At 65.3% G+C, this 16,928-nt stretch carries 17 protein-coding genes and 1 tRNA gene; 6 read left to right on the forward strand and 12 right to left on the reverse strand.

Annotation, left to right across the window (positions count from 1 at the left end):
* Window positions 1-32: 32 nt before the first annotated feature.
* Window positions 33-896, reverse strand: a complete 864-nt coding sequence (locus SJY40_RS08555; RefSeq protein ID WP_378945052.1) for a LysR family transcriptional regulator — start codon at window positions 894-896, stop codon at window positions 33-35.
* Window positions 897-1,045: 149 nt separating this feature from the next.
* On the opposite strand from SJY40_RS08555, the gene SJY40_RS08560 reads away from it, so the two are divergent.
* A complete protein-coding gene (locus SJY40_RS08560; RefSeq protein WP_378945055.1) occupies window positions 1,046-1,273 on the forward strand; it encodes a DUF1127 domain-containing protein in 228 nt (75 codons plus the stop codon).
* Here SJY40_RS08560 and SJY40_RS08565 read toward each other — a convergent pair.
* The 6 genes from SJY40_RS08565 to SJY40_RS08590 are packed head-to-tail and all read right to left on the reverse strand — an operon-like array spanning window position 1,270 to window position 5,495.
* Window positions 1,270-1,731 carry a low molecular weight phosphatase family protein gene (locus SJY40_RS08565; protein ID WP_378945057.1) on the reverse strand — a complete coding sequence of 154 codons (462 nt, stop codon included), beginning with the start codon at window positions 1,729-1,731 and terminating at the stop codon, window positions 1,270-1,272. The genes SJY40_RS08560 and SJY40_RS08565 overlap by 4 nt on opposite strands.
* 4 nt (window positions 1,732-1,735) lie before the next feature.
* Window positions 1,736-2,215 carry a UPF0262 family protein gene (locus tag SJY40_RS08570; protein WP_378945060.1) on the reverse strand — a complete coding sequence of 160 codons (480 nt, stop codon included), beginning with the start codon at window positions 2,213-2,215 and terminating at the stop codon, window positions 1,736-1,738.
* Window positions 2,212-3,525, reverse strand: a complete 1,314-nt coding sequence (gene hisD, locus SJY40_RS08575; protein ID WP_378945063.1) for a histidinol dehydrogenase — start codon at window positions 3,523-3,525, stop codon at window positions 2,212-2,214. The genes SJY40_RS08570 and hisD overlap by 4 nt, the downstream gene beginning before the upstream one ends.
* Before the next feature lie 40 nt (window positions 3,526-3,565).
* The gene (locus SJY40_RS08580; protein ID WP_378945065.1) at window positions 3,566-4,042 is read right to left on the reverse strand and encodes a DUF2948 family protein; all 477 of its coding nucleotides are present in this window, start codon (window positions 4,040-4,042) and stop codon (window positions 3,566-3,568) included.
* 2 nt (window positions 4,043-4,044) lie between these two features.
* Window positions 4,045-5,316 (reverse strand): UDP-N-acetylglucosamine 1-carboxyvinyltransferase, encoded by a 1,272-nt coding sequence (murA, locus tag SJY40_RS08585; RefSeq protein ID WP_378945068.1) that lies wholly within the window; start codon window positions 5,314-5,316, stop codon window positions 4,045-4,047.
* Entirely contained in the window at window positions 5,316-5,495 is a 180-nt protein-coding gene (locus SJY40_RS08590) for a hypothetical protein (RefSeq protein ID WP_378945071.1), read from the reverse strand. The genes murA and SJY40_RS08590 overlap by 1 nt, the downstream gene beginning before the upstream one ends.
* A gap of 138 nt (window positions 5,496-5,633) precedes the next feature.
* On the opposite strand from SJY40_RS08590, the gene SJY40_RS08595 reads away from it, so the two are divergent.
* Window positions 5,634-5,708 (forward strand) — tRNA-Thr (locus tag SJY40_RS08595).
* 125 nt (window positions 5,709-5,833) lie between these two features.
* Here SJY40_RS08595 and SJY40_RS08600 read toward each other — a convergent pair.
* The 4 genes from SJY40_RS08600 to SJY40_RS08615 all read right to left on the reverse strand — a co-directional run bounded on the left by SJY40_RS08600 (window position 5,834) and on the right by SJY40_RS08615 (window position 12,477).
* Window positions 5,834-8,011, reverse strand: a complete 2,178-nt coding sequence (locus SJY40_RS08600) for a TRAP transporter permease (RefSeq protein ID WP_378945074.1) — start codon at window positions 8,009-8,011, stop codon at window positions 5,834-5,836.
* A 117-nt stretch (window positions 8,012-8,128) separates the two neighbouring features.
* Window positions 8,129-9,106: a TAXI family TRAP transporter solute-binding subunit gene (locus SJY40_RS08605; protein WP_378945077.1), complete on the reverse strand. Its 978-nt coding sequence runs from the start codon at window positions 9,104-9,106 to the stop codon at window positions 8,129-8,131.
* 195 nt (window positions 9,107-9,301) lie between these two features.
* Window positions 9,302-10,645: a sigma-54-dependent transcriptional regulator gene (locus SJY40_RS08610; RefSeq protein ID WP_378945079.1), complete on the reverse strand. Its 1,344-nt coding sequence runs from the start codon at window positions 10,643-10,645 to the stop codon at window positions 9,302-9,304.
* Window positions 10,642-12,477 (reverse strand): ATP-binding protein, encoded by a 1,836-nt coding sequence (locus tag SJY40_RS08615; protein WP_378945082.1) that lies wholly within the window; start codon window positions 12,475-12,477, stop codon window positions 10,642-10,644. Before SJY40_RS08615 ends, SJY40_RS08610 begins: the two co-directional genes overlap by 4 nt.
* Window positions 12,478-12,626: 149 nt before the next feature.
* Between SJY40_RS08615 and SJY40_RS08620 the strand changes: the two genes are divergently transcribed.
* Entirely contained in the window at window positions 12,627-13,259 is a 633-nt protein-coding gene (locus SJY40_RS08620; protein WP_378945085.1) for a nucleoside/nucleotide kinase family protein, read from the forward strand.
* A gap of 63 nt (window positions 13,260-13,322) precedes the next feature.
* Here the strand turns inward: SJY40_RS08620 and SJY40_RS08625 are convergent, their stop codons facing one another.
* Window positions 13,323-14,369 carry a hypothetical protein gene (locus tag SJY40_RS08625; RefSeq protein WP_378945088.1) on the reverse strand — a complete coding sequence of 349 codons (1,047 nt, stop codon included), beginning with the start codon at window positions 14,367-14,369 and terminating at the stop codon, window positions 13,323-13,325.
* A 153-nt stretch (window positions 14,370-14,522) separates the two neighbouring features.
* Here SJY40_RS08625 and SJY40_RS08630 point away from each other — a divergent pair, with 153 nt between their 5' ends.
* The 3 genes from SJY40_RS08630 to SJY40_RS08640 are packed head-to-tail and all read left to right on the forward strand — an operon-like array spanning window position 14,523 to window position 16,834.
* Window positions 14,523-14,867: a PepSY domain-containing protein gene (locus SJY40_RS08630; protein ID WP_378945091.1), complete on the forward strand. Its 345-nt coding sequence runs from the start codon at window positions 14,523-14,525 to the stop codon at window positions 14,865-14,867.
* Between the two features lie 12 nt (window positions 14,868-14,879).
* Complete coding sequence (locus SJY40_RS08635; protein WP_378945094.1) at window positions 14,880-15,542, forward strand: response regulator transcription factor; 663 nt, start codon at window positions 14,880-14,882, stop codon at window positions 15,540-15,542.
* Complete coding sequence (locus tag SJY40_RS08640) at window positions 15,539-16,834, forward strand: sensor histidine kinase (protein ID WP_378945097.1); 1,296 nt, start codon at window positions 15,539-15,541, stop codon at window positions 16,832-16,834. The genes SJY40_RS08635 and SJY40_RS08640 overlap by 4 nt, the downstream gene beginning before the upstream one ends.
* The last annotated feature ends 94 nt before the right edge of the window (window positions 16,835-16,928 follow it).

Here is a 16,928-nt window from a genome sequence, read left to right on the forward strand (position 1 = left end):
CCCCATGGGGCCTGCCGGTGCCGAAATTTTTGTCAGGCGGCGGCCGCGACCTCGCAGACGACGCGACGCAGGTAGCCTGCAAAATCGGCGGCGACATGGCGCGCCGGACCATCCGCGACATAGACGTTCAGCCATGTCGGGGGCAGCGGCGGCAACGTCCCGCCATGATCCACCACCTCGAGCCCGGGCTGAGAGATGCCGCGCGGCAGCAGCGTCACCCCAAGGTCCGCTGCCGCCAGCACGCGCCAGGTTTCGCTGCCGCCATCGCTGACGACCTGCAGCCATTCGATCCCCGCCTGATCCAGAGCCGCCATCCCCACAGGGTGATAGGCGCAATGCGCACTGTCGGCGACCGGCAGGGGACGCTGGCGCCAAGCCTCGCCGCCCACCGCGCCGAACCAGGCCAGATCGACCTTGGCCAGATGGATCGCCCCCGGAGGCGCGTCGAATTCGGTCGTCAGGATCACGTCATGTTCGCCGCGCTTCATCTGGATGCGCAAATCCTTGCTGCGGGCGTGGTTCATCACCAGTTCGACCCGCGGCTGGTCCTGCCGAAAGGCCCGCACCGTCTGCGCCACCTTGGTGAACAGCCAGTCGGTCGTCAGCCCGACCCGCAGGCGCGTGGCAGGCTGCACGCCGGTAAAGCGCGACAGGATCGCATCGTTCAAGGCCACCAGCTTGCGGCTTTCGCCCAGCAGGTCCAGCGCCAGATCCGACAACACCACGCCGCGCCCCGCCTTGGTCAGCATGGGCCGCCCGAACAGATCCTCAAGGCGCTTCATCTGCATCGACAGCGCGCTTTGCGTCATGTTCAGCGATTCGGCGGCACGGGTCACGGTGCCGTATTCTGCCACGGCCTGCAGCGACCGCAGCGTCGAGATGTCCAGATTCCGCATCACCGCACCGACCTTTCACAAATCTTGATGACATCCATCAAAACCATTCGTTGTCGGAATAAAAAAACCGGTGCTATTGATCAAGACGCAAGATCGTAAACTTGCAATGCATCACCATCGGTGATGTGTCTGATCAACGGAGCTGAACCATGTCGACCACATCCCTTGCCCGCGTCGTCACCGGCCATGGCATCATCCCGCGCACCCGCTGGTTGGAGCGGTTGCTGACCATGTTCGACGTCCGCCGCACGCGCATCGATCTGTCGCGACTGACGGATGCCCAATTGGATGATATCGGTCTGACACGCGATGCGGTCGAACAGGAACTGGCCCGCGCGGCATGGGACATCCCCGCCGGTTGGCGGGCCCGGCGTTAATCCTGCAGTTTGGGACCGAAGCGTTCCAGCATCTTGCGTTCGATCTGGTCGCGGGTCTGACGATAGGCGGCCAGCCGCGCCTCGCGCCCCTCGGCCAGGCCCGTCGGGTCCATGATCGGCCAGTATTCGATGTCCAGATGAGCGTGGCGGGTCATCTCCAACGCCATGCGCTGGCTGGCGGGCGACAATGCGATGATCAGGTCGAACTGGCCCAGATCATCGCCCCAATCCTGCATTTCCTCGAAGCTGCGGCTGCGGTGATTGGCCAGCGGGATGCCGACCTCGTCGCAGACGGCGATGGCGAAACCGTTGACATCCATGTCGTTCTTGACGCCCGCCGACTGGACATAGGCGGCATGGCCATAGAACTTCTTCATCATCCCTTCGGCCATGGGCGAACGGATGGCATTATGGTCGCAGCAGAACAGAACCGATGAGGGAAACGTGTCCTGCGCCATGATCTCAGCTTTGCGGGATCAGGGCGCAGATCAGGGTGAACAGACGCCGGGCCGTGTCGATATCCAGCGTGGCCTTGCCCTCCAGTCGTTCCTGCAGGGTGCGCGCGCCTTCGTTGTGGATGCCGCGCCGGGCCATGTCGATCGCCTCGATCTGGGCGGGGGGCAGGCGTTTCACGGCTTCGAAATAGCTTTGGCAGATCTGGAAGTAATCCTTGACCACCTGCCGGAACGGCCCAAGCGACAGGTGGAATTCGGCCACCTTGTCGCCGCCTTCCGAATCCACGTCAAAAACCAGTCTGCCTTCGCGGATGCACAGTTCCAGCACGAAGGGACCTTCGGGCGCATCGCCACCGTCGCGGCCCGGCACGGCAAAGCTGTTGTCCTCGATCAGGTCAAAAATCGCGACGCGGCGTTCCTGCTCCATTTCGGGGGTGGCAGGCGCGATGGCGCTGTCGTCGATCTCGATCCGGGTAATGCGGCTCATTCGCGCGGCCTTTCGTTCAACGTCCCCAACCGAGCCTGAACCGAAGCGCCATGCGCCTGCAAGCCCTCGGATGCGGCCAGACGCACGGCAGCGGGGCCGATCGCAGCCAATGCCCCCGGCGTCAGGCGGGCCATCGTGGTGCGTTTCAGGAAATCCATCACCGACAGGCCGGAACTGAACCGCGCCGAACGCGCGGTGGGCAGCACGTGATTCGGGCCGCTGACGTAATCACCAACGGCTTCGGGCGTATGCGCGCCAAGGAAGATCGCGCCAGCATGGATGCAGCGATCGGCCAGACTTTCGGGATCGGCCACACACAGCTCGAGGTGTTCTGGGGCGATGCGGTTCGACAGCATGGCTGCCTGTTCCAGATCATCGACGACGATCAACGTACCGTAGTCGCGCCAGCTCGCCCCCGCGATGGCGGCGCGATCCAGCGTCGGGATGATGCGCTCGACCTCGGATGCGACGGCGCGGGCCATGGCAGGATCGGTGGTGATCAGGATCGACTGCGCATCGGCGTCATGTTCGGCCTGCGCCAGCAGATCCCAAGCCAGCCATTCCGGGTTCTGTTCGCCATCCGCGATGACCAGAACCTCGGACGGGCCCGCAATCATGTCGATGCCCACGCGGCCAAAGACCTGACGTTTGGCGGCCGCCACAAAGGCGTTGCCGGGCCCGGTGATCTTATCCACCGGCGCCATCGTGTCGGTGCCATAGGCCATCGCGGCCACGGCCTGCGCGCCGCCGATGCGATAGATCTCATCCACGCCGGACAATTGCGCGGCCAGCAGGACCAACGGGTTGATCACCCCGTCCGGCGTCGGCACGCAGATGACCAGACGTTCCACGCCCGCAACACGCGCCGGGATCGCGTTCATTAACACGCTGGATGGATAGGCCGCCTGCCCGCCCGGCACGTAAAGCCCCGCCGCCGAGACCGCCGACCAGCGCCAGCCCAGGGTCGCGCCCTCGGGGTCGGTCCAGCTGGCGTCTTCGGGCATCTGGCGGGCGTGATAGGCGCGGATGCGTTCGGCGGCCAAGGCCAGCGCGGCGCGATCCTCGGGCGAAACCCGCGCCACCTGTTCCTCGATCTCGGCGGGGGTGAAGCGCAGGGTTTCGGGCGTCAGGTCCAGCCGGTCAAAGCGGGATGTCAGTTCGCAAAGCGCCGCATCGCCGCGATGGCGCACATCGGCGATGATATTGGCGACGGTGGTGTTGACGTTGACCGAATCCTCGCGCTTGGCGTTCAGCATGCGCTGGAAGCCCTGTTCGAAATCTGCGTCCGTGATGTTCAGCGTGACCGGCATGTTCTTCGTTCCTTGCAGCCTTGCGGCTTTCTTCGGCCCGTCACTCGGGGTGACTGGGCGCCTTCCCCGAGACGGCACGATAGGGTCGCGTCACGTCCCGCAGGTCCAGGTTGATGCATTCGACCTCGGCGACGATGGTGCCGTCGCCCGCAAAGTCCAGCGACAGGTGTCCGGTTCCATCCTCGCCCGCGGTCCAGCTGATCGCCAGCAGCGACAGGACGGTGTCGGCATCGCGGTCTACGCCGTCGCTGATCAGCCGCATGACATCGTTGACGACCAGCAGCGACTGGACGCGTTCGAAATCGCGCCCCTCGGTCCGGGCGGCGTCGGCGTCTTCCCACCGGAAGCGGTTCAGCAGCAGTGCCAGACGGCGTGCCTTGGGGTCGTGACTGATCTTGGTCGCGGGCAGGATCGCATCCTGCGCCAGCGACGAGAGGATGCGCAGATCGACCTCATCCTCGGCCTTCAGGGTCAGGGGACGGGGGTCGGCATCGCTGAAACGTGCATCCTCGGCCATGATCACTCCTCTTTGACGCGTTCGATATGGGCACCGACGCCGCGCAGCTTGCGCACGACATGTTCATAGCCGCGATCAAGGTGATAGACGCGGCTGACGGTGGTCTGACCTTCGGCGGCCATCCCTGCCAGAATCAGGCTGACCGAGGCGCGCAGATCGGTCGCCATCACCGGCGCACCGCGCAGTTTTTCGACGCCGGTGACGGTCGCGTGGCCGCCGTGAACCTCGATCTGCGCACCCATGCGGATCAGTTCGGGGGCGTGCATGAAGCGGTTTTCGAAGATGGTTTCCTCCAGCACGCTGGTGCCCTCGGCGGTGCACATCATTGCCATGAACTGGGCCTGAAGGTCGGTCGGGAAACCGGGGAAAGGCTCGGTCGTGACGTTGACAGCCTTCAGGCGACCGTTCTTGCGGCTGACCTTCAAACCGCGCGACGTTTCTTCGACGCTGACGCCGGCTTCGTCCAGCTTTTCACAGAATGCCGACAGCAGGTCGATGCGACCGCCCAGCAATTCAACCTCGCCGCCGCACATGGCGGGGGCCAGCATATAGGTGCCCAGTTCGATCCGGTCGGTGACGACGGGATGGGTCGCGCCATGCAGGCTGTTGACGCCCTGAATGGTGATGGTGCTGGTGCCCTCGCCCTCGATCTGGGCGCCCATGCGACGCAGGCATTGCGCCAGATCGACGATCTCGGGTTCGCGGGCGGCGTTTTTCAGCACGGTGGTGCCGCGTGCCAGCGTCGAGGCCAGCAGCGCGTTTTCCGTCGCGCCCACGGATACGATGGGGAATTCGAAGACCGCACCCTTCAGACCGCCCGCAGGCGCCTTGGCATGGACATAGCCATCGCGCAAATCCAGCGTCGCACCCAAAGCCTCCAGCGCGCGCAAATGCAGGTCCACGGGACGCGCACCGATGGCGCAACCGCCGGGCAATGACACCTCGGCCACGCCATCACGGGCCAGCATCGGGCCCAGCACCAAGATCGAGGCGCGCATCTTGCGCACGATGTCGTATTCGGCGCGGTGGCTGGTCATATCGTGGCTAGACAGCGCCAGAACCTGGCCATCCTGCAGGCTGGTCGCCTCGGCGCCCAGGCTTTGCAGCAGCTCGGTCATGGTGCGGATGTCGGACAGGCGCGGCGCATTGGTCAGCGTCAGCGGCTGATCGGTCAGCAGCGTGGCGGGCATCAGCGTCAGGCAGGCGTTCTTTGCGCCGGCAATGGGGATTTCCCCTTTCAGGGGGCCGTTACCCTCTACGATGATCTGATCCATCAGCTGTCGTCCTTGCCTGTCTTGTCGGCCGGTTCAATGGCGGCCTTGTTATCGGGTTCCGGACCGTCCGCACGCGCCCTTGCCTGCGCCTTGCGGCGTGCCAGATTCGCGCGCAACGCCTGTCGCAGGCGATCATCGCGGCTTTCCGGGGCAGATTTGTCTTTGCGTCGATCCGTCATGGTTCATCTGTTAGCGCCCGCCAGCGTCGCAGTCCAGCAAACGCACGACCGACCGCGCGGCAATCGGCAAAATCTGGAAAAAATTCGAAAATGCTCTTGCAGCCATCTGGGGCATTGGTTAAACGCCCCTCCAACGATGCTGTGGTAGCTCAGTGGTAGAGCACACCCTTGGTAAGGGTGAGGTCGAGAGTTCAATCCTCTCTCACAGCACCAGTTTTTCCTAAAAGACTGATGTGCCCGCAGCCGTGCTTTTTGCGCGGCTTTTTCATGTGCTTATGCAATATGCCATGAAAAAACAGGCCGGTTTCCCGGCCCGCGTCTGATTGATGGTGCGTGACTTAATCCGCGCGACCCTTGGCCAATGCGGCGGGTGTCAGCATCTTGCGCTGCCACAGGAACAGCGCGACGGCGACGACCAGACCGGCGACATCGCTGACCCACCCGACCGAGATCATGGAAAGTGCCGCAACGATCAGCACGATGCGCATCCATCCGGCGGCATGGCCGAAGAAGTATCCGATGACCCCCGCCGACAGCAGGAACATGCCCAGCAGCGCCGTCAGGGTCGCGTGGATGATGTCCAGCGTTTCGCCCTGCATCAGAAGTTCATGCGAGCTGAAGAACATGAAGGGCACGATGAAGGCGGCCAGACCCAGCTTGAAAGCCTCGACTGAGGTCTTCATCGGGTCGGACCCCGCAAGCCCCGCCCCAGCATAGGCGGCCAGCGCGACGGGCGGTGTAATGGCCGACATGACCGCATAGTAAAAGACGAAGAAATGCGCGACCAGCACCGGCACGCCCAGCTGGATCAGGCCCGGTGCCACGACCGCCGCGGCCACCGCATAGGCCGCCGTCGTCGGCATCCCCATGCCAAGGATGATCGAGATGCACATCGCAAAGAACATCGCCAGCAGCTGGTTCTGATCCGCAATCGTCAGTAGCAGCGCCGAAAAGCGTGCCCCCACACCCGTCAGCGCGATGACGCCCACGATGACACCGGCGGCGGCGCAGACAGCGACCATCTGGATTGACATCTTGGCGCCCATATCCAGCGCCTTGAAGATCTGGCGCGGCCCCATCTTATGCGGGGTCAGCCAGCTGACCATCGCGGCGGCGGCCATGCCCATGGCCCCTGCCCTGATGACGGAATAGCCGGCGAACAGCGTATAGATCAGGATGATGATCGGCAGGAACAGATAGACCTGCTTGACCAGATCGCCGAACCGCGGCAGTTCCGACCGCGGCAGGCCCTTCATGTCCAGCTTCAACGCCTGAAGATCGACCATGAAATAGACGGACACGAAATACAGCAGCGCCGGAATGATCGCGGCGATGACGATGTCGGTATAGGGAATGCCCGTCACCTCGGCCATGATGAAGGCGCCCGCGCCCATGATCGGCGGCAGGATCTGCCCGCCCGATGACGCCGTCGCCTCGATCGCGGCAGAGGTCTTGGGCGAATAGCCGACCTTCTTCATCAGCGGAATGGTCAGCGACCCTGTGGACACCACGTTGCCCGCCGATGTGCCGTTGATCATGCCCATCAGGCCGGATGCAAAGACCGCGACCTTGGCCGGACCGCCGCGCGCCTGACCCGCGCAGGCAAAGGCGAAGTTGACGAAATAATCACCGACCTTCGACGCCTGAAGGAAGGCGGCAAAGACGATGAACAGGATGATATAGGTCGAGCTGACGGCAATCGGATCGCCCAGCACGCCTTGGTCGGTAAAGATATAGGTGAAGAACCGCGTGGCCGTGTAACCGCGATGGTTCAGGAAACCGGGCAGCCAAGGCCCAAGGAAGCTGTAGGCGATGAAGACGCCGACAATGCCGACCAATGCCAGCCCCGTCAGGCGGCGCGTCAGTTCCAGGATCAGCATGACACCGGTGACGGCCGCCCACAGATCACCCGGCTGCGCCATGCCCGTGCCCGCCCGCATCCGCAGCGCGCCGACCACGAACAGGATATAGCCCAGCACCGCGACCGAGGCGAAACACAGCAACAGATCGCCCGCATAGATGCGGCTGCGGTCCCGCGACGAAAACCGCCAGCCCGCCAAGATGGCCGCCACCGTACCGATGGCCAGCGGCAGACCATAGGTCGCGAAGCCGAAGGCCGGCGGACGCGCGACGCCTGCCACCCACCACGCCAGCCAGGCATAGGCGATGATGACAAACCCATAGCCGATGCCAAGCGCACCGACGCCCAGCAGCGCCAGTTCCACCGGACCACGCTTGGTGGCCGCTTCGGTTTCGCTTGTCTGGGTCAGGGCCGAATAGGTCAGGAAGCCGATGACCAACCCGCCGCAGACGTGGATCATGCGGTACGCCCATGTCTCCAGCGGATAGACGACCATGACGAACAGGTGAAAGACGGTATAGGCGGCGCAAAGAACGGCGATGATCAGACCCGCGCGCGCACGGGCGTCGCGCTGGTTGGGGGCCATCGGTTCATCATCGACGCCTTGCGCGATGACGGGACCGTTCTGTGCCGCATGGGCATCAGGTGCGGACATGGGGAACCTCGGTCGGGGCAAAGCTCGGGGCGAACTGCGTGGTCAAGCCAGCGCGTTCGGTCCGAACTGAAATCAGGGGAATGCCCCAATGCCGCGCGGGCATCGGGGCGGCGGGCATCAGCCGCGCAGGTCGTCGGGGATTTCGATCCCCTTTTCATCGAAGTACTTCACCGCGCCGGGGTGGAACGGCAGGAAGGTGTTCTTGTCGGCGTTTTCCGGCAGGGTTTCGGCGGACGTCGCGTGGATCTGCATCATCGCCTCGTTGTCCTCCATCACCAGCTTGGTGATTTCATAGGCCAGACTTTCGGGCATATCCTGATGCGCGATGGCAAAGTTCCACATCGCGACCGTGCCGTGCCCTTCGGGGAAGCCCTGATACATGCCGCCCGCGACTTCATATGCGGCGACCTCGGGCATGGCCTCCAGGATCTTGCCGCGCTGTTCTTCGGTGAAGCCGAAGATGTTGACGTCGTTTTCAGCGGCGATCTGCGCAAAGGCGGAAATCGGCACGCCGGCGGCAAAGGCGAATGCGTCGATCAGACCATCCTTGACCTGACCGGTGGCGTCATTGGCCCCCGAATAGCTGATCGTCGCATCGACACCCAGCACGTCGAAGAAGCGCGGCCAATAGGTGGCAGCCGTGCCGCCAGCCGGACCGACCGATACGCGCTTGCCGGACATGTCGGTGACATCAGCCACGCCCGAGGATTTCAGCGCCACAGCCTCGAACGGGGTCTGATACATCGGGAACAGCGCGCGCATCGAGGCATGCTCGACCCCCGGTGCCAGTTCGCTGTTGCCCGACCACGCCTCATAGGCGGGGCCCATGGTGACCAGACCGATCTGGTGATCGCCGGTTTCGACCAGCGTTGCGTTCTGCACCGGACCGCCCGTCACCTCGGCCGAGGCATTGACGTCCAGACGCTGCGTGATCAGGCCTGCAAGACCGGTGCCATAGATGAAATAGGTGCCGCCCTGGCTGGCCGTACCGATCGTCAGGCTGGACGGCCAGTCAGAGCGGTCCTCTTGTGCAAAGGCGGGCTGCATGGTCAGGGCAGTGGTGGCCGCAAGGGCGGCTGCTGTCAGGAAACGCATCGAAATCCTCCCAGATTCTTGGCGAATGGCCGGGGGTGCGCCGCCCGGCCAGAAAAGCGTGCCACCAGCTAGCGACGGCCATGCCCTTGATGCAATGCCGCTATGCGTTCTGCGCAGAAGAAAACCGGGCAAAGGCCGCTGCGATGGGTGGAAACGGTAACATCGCGCGCCCGTGATGGGTGGATATCCCCCCAGTCATGCGTCGCCATCGACGTAATGCGTCTTGTCGATCCGGTATTTCTGCATCTTTTCGTAAAGCGATTTGCGCGACAGCCCCAGTGATTCATAGACCGGCTTCAGCCGCCCTCCATGCGCCGCCAGCGTCGCCACGATCACATCGCGTTCGAACATGGCGACGCGGTGGGCCAGCCGCATCTGGTCGGGGCTGCGATCCTCGGCGGGTTGCAGGGCGATGCCAAGCGCGTGGCGGTCGGCAGCGTTGCGCAATTCGCGGACGTTGCCGGGCCATGGGCGCTCGACGATCTCGGCCAGCAGGTTCGGGGCGATGGCCACGGGCGGGCGGCGGTGACGGGCGGCGGCTTCCTGCACCAGCTTGATGAACAGCAGCTGGATATCCTCGCGCCGGGCCGACAGGGGCGGCACGTTCAGCGTCACCACGTTCAGACGATACAGAAGGTCGGCACGAAAACGACCCCGCGCAACCTCATCGGCCAAGGGTTGGCGTGACGTCGCGATGAAACGCACGTCCAGCACGCGGTCCTCGTTCGCACCAAGGGGGGAAATCACGCGGTCCTGCACCACGCGCAGCAACTTGCCCTGCACGTCCAAGGGCATCGACCCGATTTCATCCAGCAGAATGGTACCGCCGCGGGCATGTTCGAACTTGCCGTATCGCGGGCGCAGGGCACCAGGAAAAGCGCCGGCTTCGTGGCCGAACAGTTCGGATTCGATCAGCGCGGCGGGCAGCGCGGCGCAGTCGATGGCGATGAACGGCTTGCCCGCGCGGGGCGACAGGTCGTGCAGGGCGCGGGCAACGACCTCCTTTCCGACGCCGGTTTCGCCTTCGATCAGCACATCGGCCTCGGTCGGGCCGATGGTGCGAAGGCGGCGGCGCAGGTCGATCATGGCGTTCGACCGCCCCACCAGCCGCGTTTCCAGATCATCCACCTGCCCCGCCGCCGCCCGCAGCACGCGGTTTTCCAAGACGACCCGGCGATAGCCCATGGCGCGGGCGGCAATTTCCGCCAGTTGCTGACCGTCAAAGGGCTTTTCGACAAAATCATAGGCCCCCTCGCGCATCGCCCGAACCGCCAGCTGGATGTCGCCATGCCCAGTGACCAAGATCACCGGAATATCCGAATCGATGTCGCGGATGCGGCGCATCAGGGTCATGCCGTCCATGCCGGGCATGCGGATGTCGGTGATGACCACGCCGGCAAAGCCGAAGCCCACGCGGTCCAGCGCGGCCTGCGGGTCGGCGACATCCTCGACCTGGAACCCCTCCAGATCCAGCGATTGCGCGGTCAACAGGCGCATGTCGTCTTCGTCGTCGATCAGCAGGATGCGGCCCGATGTCATGGCAATTCCTCTTCAAGACGTGGCAGGTCAATCACGAAACAGGCCCCCTGCCCGTCACGCCGCAGACGCAATTCGCCCCCGAAATCCTTGATGATGTTGAACGAGATCGACAACCCCAACCCAAGTCCGCTGCCAACCCCCTTGGTGGAAAAGAACGGATCGAAGACGCGGTCGTCCAGACCTTCGGGAACACCGGGGCCATTGTCGCGCACGGTCAGGATCACCCGCCCGTCCGTTTCCTGCGCCGTGATGTCGATGCGGGCATCGGCGCGGTCGTCCAAGGCGTCCAGCGCGTTCGACAGCAGGTTCACGATCACCTGCTGAAAGCGCACCGGCCCCGCCATGACCCGCAAAGGATGCGGCGGCAGGTTCAGGTTCAGCGCCACCTGCCGCTTGCCGATGCGCCAGGCGATGACCTCCAACGCGTCGCGCATGACGTCGTGCAGGTCCACGGGGCGCAATTGCGCGTTCGGCTTGCGGGCAAAGTTGCGCAGGGTGCGGCCAATTTCCGTCATGCGGTCGGTCAGCGACAGGATGCGGGCCAGATTGGCGCGGGTGTCCTCGGGACGGTCGCGGTCCAGATAGGTGACGGCGTTGGCCGCGAAATTGCGGACGGCCCCAAGCGGCTGGTTCAATTCATGCGACAGCGCCGCCGACATCTGGCCAAGAGCCGCCAGCTTGGCCGATTGCACCAAGTGGCGTTGGGTGCGGCGCAGTTCATCCTCGGTCGCGCGGCGTTCGGTAATTTCGGCAGTCAAGCGGTCGTTCAGTTGGGCCAATTCGCGGGTACGGGCGTTGACGCGGCCCTCCAGTTGCGCCTGCGCCTCGGCTTGGATCGACAGGCGTTCGCGCAGACGGGCCCGGCGCTGGACCCAGGCCATCAGGCCCGCCAGCACCGCACCCACGATCAGCAGCGCCGCGACGGTGCCCTGCAGTGCCTGCCGGCGGGCGGGGGCCGTGTCCATCAGCACCTGCACCCGCCAGCCCGCCTCGGGCATGGTTTCCGAAACCGAGACGAATTCGCGGCGGTCGTCATCGGCCTCCAGCCGCAGCATCTGGTGACCCGCCACCTGCCCCATGCGCTGCAGTGGCAGCATGTCCAGCGGTTCGTCGTCATAGCGCCGGGTGGCCGCGATCCGCGTTCGGGCCTGTGCCCCCAAGGGTCCAAGGGACCGGAACTGCCAGTCGCGGCGGCTGGCCAGAAAGACGATGCCCTCGCTGTCGGTCACGATCATCTCGTATTCGGCGGCGCGCCAGCTATCCTCGATCGCGTCAACATCGACCTTCAGCGCCAGAACGCCAAGAATGCGCCCGCGGTCGCGCACCGGCGCCGCAAAATAATAGCCCCGCTTGCCCGAGGTCGTGCCAAGCGCGAAGAACCGCCCCCGCCCGCCCGCCAGCGCCTGCGTGAAATAGGGCCGATACGCGAAGCTTTGCCCTAGGAAGCTGAGATCGCGGTCGAAATTGCTGGCCGCCACCGTCACCCCGTCGGCATCCATGACATAGGCATCCGACAGCCCCATCAGCCGCGTCACATGCCGCAGATAAAGGTTCGCCGCAGCCATCTTGGCGGGGGCCGCATCGGTATCAAGCACATCCGACAGCACCGGCGCACGTGCCAGCAGGTCGGGCAGGCGTTCGTGCCGGGCCAGTTCCCCCCGCAGCCCCGAAACCGCCAGCCGCAGGATGTTTTCGCCCTGCGGGATGGTCGCCTTGATGTGCTGACCGGCCAGCCAGCTGCCGCCCTGCACCAGCAGCGCCCATGCCAGGATCAGCGCCAGTCCCAGCGCTGCAAGCCTGCGCCTGCCCAGCCATGTCGCGGCCTGCTGCATGATCCCCCCAATCCGCGATTGTCGCCCCGGCCATCTTTGTGCGGGCGGGGTGGCGGGGCAAGCCCCCGGCTGCCGATGGCATCCGGTACCGTGTCTTGCCATGGGGGGCCGCGCGTGGAAAACCTGATCGGGATCAGAAAGGCCGCATCATGACCCAGACCACGACCCTGCCCGACCTGCTGGACCGCCTGACCAATCTGACGAATTCCGGCGAACGCCATCTTGTCGCGTTGGCGGGTCCTCCGGGTGCGGGGAAAAGCCACGTGTCGGATGCGCTCGCGGCGGGGTTGCAGGCGCGGGTGCCGGGGCGGTCGGCGATCCTGCCGATGGACGGCTATCACCTGGACGACGGGCTGCTGTCGGCGCGGGGCGATCTGGCGCGCAAGGGGGCGCCGCATACCTTCGATCTGGACGGCTTCGGCGTGATGCTGGACCGGCTGGCCGCCGACGACGGTCGCAAGGTGCTGGTCCCGGTCTTCGATCGCGCGCTTGAGATTTCCCGCGCCGCCGCGCGCGAGATCGATCCCGCCGCCCGGCTGATCGTGGTCGAGGGCAACTATCTGCTGCTGGATCATCCGGGCTGGCGCGATCTGGCGCGGCATTTCACCCTGACGGTATTCCTGCAGGTGCCGCAGGATATCCTGCGCGACCGTCTGCTGGCGCGCTGGCAGGACTTGCCGCCCGATGTCGCCCTGCAGAAGGTCGAGGCAAACGATCTGCCCAACATGCGCCTTGTCTGCGCCGAAAGCCGTCCCGCCGATCTGGTTCTGCCGAACATCTGAAGGCGCGCATGACAAAGGCCGCCCCCGCAAGGGGACGGCCCGCTGTCTGTCACCAAAGGGCGATCAGCGTGCGATTTCGCGCACGACCTCGCCTTCGGGGGTCAGGTGCAGCATGACCTCTTCGCCGTCGGGGTTGGTCGCGGTCACGGCCGCACCCGGACCGGCACGGCGGATGTCGCCGAGGTCGGTATAGCCCGCATCGGTCAGGGCCGAGGTCACGGCCTTGGTGTCCAGCTGGGGCGCTTCGGCACGATCGCCGCCCTTCATGCCGTGATCGCCATCACGCGGACCGCGGGCATGATCGCCGCCCTTGCCGCCATGCTTGCCACTCCGGTCGCCATGATCGCCGCGCTTGCCATGTTCGCCACGCTTGCCGTGATCGCCACGTTCCCCGTGGTCGCCACGCTTGCCATGCATCCGGCCCCCTTCTCGGTCACCGTCACCGCGGCCAAAGCGCAGCAGGTTGCCGTCCATGTCGAACTGGGCGCGCAGGTCCTGCCCTTCGGCGTCCTCGCCACCGATCATGACGCTATCCTTGCCGGACATGACGTGGTCGATGACCGAGAACTGGCCGGCGATGTCGGAATCGCGCACCGTCTGCGGCAGCAGCCCGTCGATCAGGTCCTGCGGCACAGCGGTGTCATCGGTCGCGATGCCCGTCAGCTTGCCCGAGGCGTCGAACATCAGGTGCAGATCCTCGCCGTCCTTGTCTTCGCCCTTCAGGCCCAGCATCTCGCCGCGGCTGTGCAGACCTTCGATCTTGGCCAGCATGTCGAAGGCCTCGGCGTCGCGGACGGCTGCGGGAACGGCGGCCTCGAGCACGGGGGCGGGAAGGACGCCGTCGTCGGCCTCGATCATCACCAGCTTGCCGTCCTTGTCGAAACGCGCCTCGATCTCGGTGCCATCGGCCATCTTGCCTTCATAGCGGGTCTGACCGTCGCGGCCCTTGCGGGTTTCCATGTCCTGCAGATCCAGACCCTGCAGCATGTCGGGCGCCTGGCTGGTGGTGGCGGCCTCTTGTGCCGAGGCGCTGGTGGCCATCGTCAGCATGGGGGCGCCGGCAACCAATGCGATCAGTGCAGCCGAGGATGCGAGTTTGCTCAGGTTCATGTCAGTCTCCTATCGTCTTCTTCTGACCGGGTGTTCCGGTCTTGGACGAATCACGTCTATCAAAGGGTGGCCGAACGAAACGCCAATGCGCCATTTGGTTTCCATTTCGCTTTTCACGTTCATAATCGACCCATGATACGCGCCCTGTCCCTTGTGATTCTGACCGCCCTGCCGGTGGCCACCCTGCCCATGCCGGGCGGGGCGCAGGAGATGCCGCCCTTTGCATCGATGCCCGCTCCGGCAGATTTCCGCCCCATGCCGACCCGGCAGGTGGTGCGGCGGGTGACCGCGCGCTATGCGGGGCGTCCGATCGCGATCGAACTGGTCCCGCCCTTTCCGCCCGAACGGGACATGGATGTGCAGCTGGTCTATCGGGTGCGCCTGCTGACCGAAGGCCGCGACCTGCTGGACATCCGACTGGATGCCCGCGACGGACGTTTTCTGGAGGTCGCGGGCCACGGGCAACTGCAGGCCAGACGTCCGGCCGGACAAAGATAAGGATACCACCCCATGCGCGCTTTGATCGTCGAGGATGACCCGACGCTGGCCGAACAGCTGTCGCAGGCGCTGATCGCCGCGGGCTTTGTCACCGATATCGCCCATGACGGCGAACAGGGCGAATTTCTTGGCGCGACCGAAACCTATGACGTCGCCATCCTTGATCTGGGGCTGCCGACCCTGTCGGGCATCGAGGTTCTGACCCGCTGGCGCGATCAGGGCGTGGCGATGCCGGTGCTGATCCTGACGGCGCGGGGCGACTGGACCGACAAGGTTGCGGGGTTCCGCGCAGGTGCCGACGATTACGCCGTCAAACCCTTCCGGCTGGAGGAGGTGCTGCTGCGCGCGCAGGTCCTGATCCGCCGCGCTGCCGGTCATGCACGTCCGGTCATTCAGGCGGGCAAGCTGCAGCTGGACAGCCAGCTGGGCGTCATCACCCATGACGGATCGCCCCTCAAGCTGACGGCCTTCGAGGCGCGCATCCTGACCTATCTGATCCACCACCACGACCGCATCGTCAGCCGCACCGAACTGTCCGATCACCTCTATGAGGCCGAGACCGACCGTGACTTCAAATCCATCGAGGTGGTCATCGGCCGCCTGCGCAAGAAGGTCGGCGAGGGCGTCATCCAGACCCGCCGTGGCGAGGGTTACGTTCTGCGGACCGCGGCGTGATCCGCTCGATCCGGGGGCGGCTGCTGGTTCTTGCGGCGGTCTGGCTCTGCGCGGCGCTGCTGGGGGCCTTCCTGCTGATCTCCTCGCTACTGCGCGATTTCGTCACCGACCGTTTCGACGCCGAGGCCGCCGCCATCGCCGACAGCCTGATCGGGCAGTTGCAGGTGCAGGACGGGACGGTCACGTTGGACGACACCCCCGTGGACGCGCGCTTCCTGTTGCCGTTTTCGGGCTGGTACTGGCAGGTCGATGCCGGTGACAGGCTGGTTGACCGGTCCCTGTCGCTGCTGGACGGGCGGCTGTCGGGACCTGCGGGCGATTTCACCGGGCGTGCGGGCCGCGACAGCGACGGTGCGGGCCTGCGGACCCTGCGCCGCGAAGTGACCCTGCCCGACAGCGACGCCCCCATCGCCATCACGGTCACCGCCCCCCTGTCCCAGATCCGCGACAGCCTGCGCCATATCATCCGCCCCCTTGCGGTCGCGCTGGCGGTGCTGGGGCTGGGGCTTGCGGCGGCCAGCGTCATCCAGGTGACGGCGGGGCTGAAAAGCCTGATGCGCCTGCGGGTCGATCTGGCTCGCGTTCGGGCGGGCGACGCGCCACGCCTTGCCCTGCCCGACGTCACCGAGCTGCGCCCTCTGGCCGCCGAGATCAACGCCGCGCTGGACCAGAACGCCGTCCTGCTGACGCGGTCCCGTCAGCATCTGGGGAACCTTGCCCATTCGCTGAAGACCCCGCTGGCGGCACTTTCGAACGACCTGCCCGCCGATCATGCGGGACAGGCGCTGATCGCCCGCATGGACCGGCTGATCGGCTGGCACCTGCGCCGCGCGCGGCAACAGGGCGGGCGTGTGCTGGGCCAGCAGACGCCCATCGCGCCGGTGATCGACGACATCCTGCTGGTGCTGCGCTGGCCCATGCAGGACAAGGGGATGACAGCGCAAGTTGACTGCCCGCCCGATGCCGCCTTCCCCGCCGAACGTCAGGATCTGGAAGAGATCGTCGGCAACCTCTGCGAAAACGCCGTCAAATGGGGCCGCAGCCACCTGCGGATTAGCGTGACGACGGGGGCGACACTGCGTCTGGTTGTGCAGGACGACGGCCCCGGCCTTGCCCCCGATCAGGCGCCCAAGGCCTTGGCGCGCGGTGGCCGGCTGGACGAACAGGGGCCATCGGGCGCCGGCCTGGGATTGGCCATCGTGGCGGATCTGGCAGCCTTGCATGGCGGCGAACTGCTGCTGGAACGGTCGGAACTGGGCGGACTTGCCGCCGTGGTGACCTTGCCTGCCTGAAATATCCGCAATCCTTGCGCTGTCAAATTTTACCATTTGATAAAAAATCAGACCTGTGCCAGCCTGATTCTACCAATAGGTGAGCCAGGAGACG

The organism is Paracoccus sp. R86501, from assembly GCF_042466435.1.
Classification (GTDB): domain Bacteria; phylum Pseudomonadota; class Alphaproteobacteria; order Rhodobacterales; family Rhodobacteraceae; genus Paracoccus.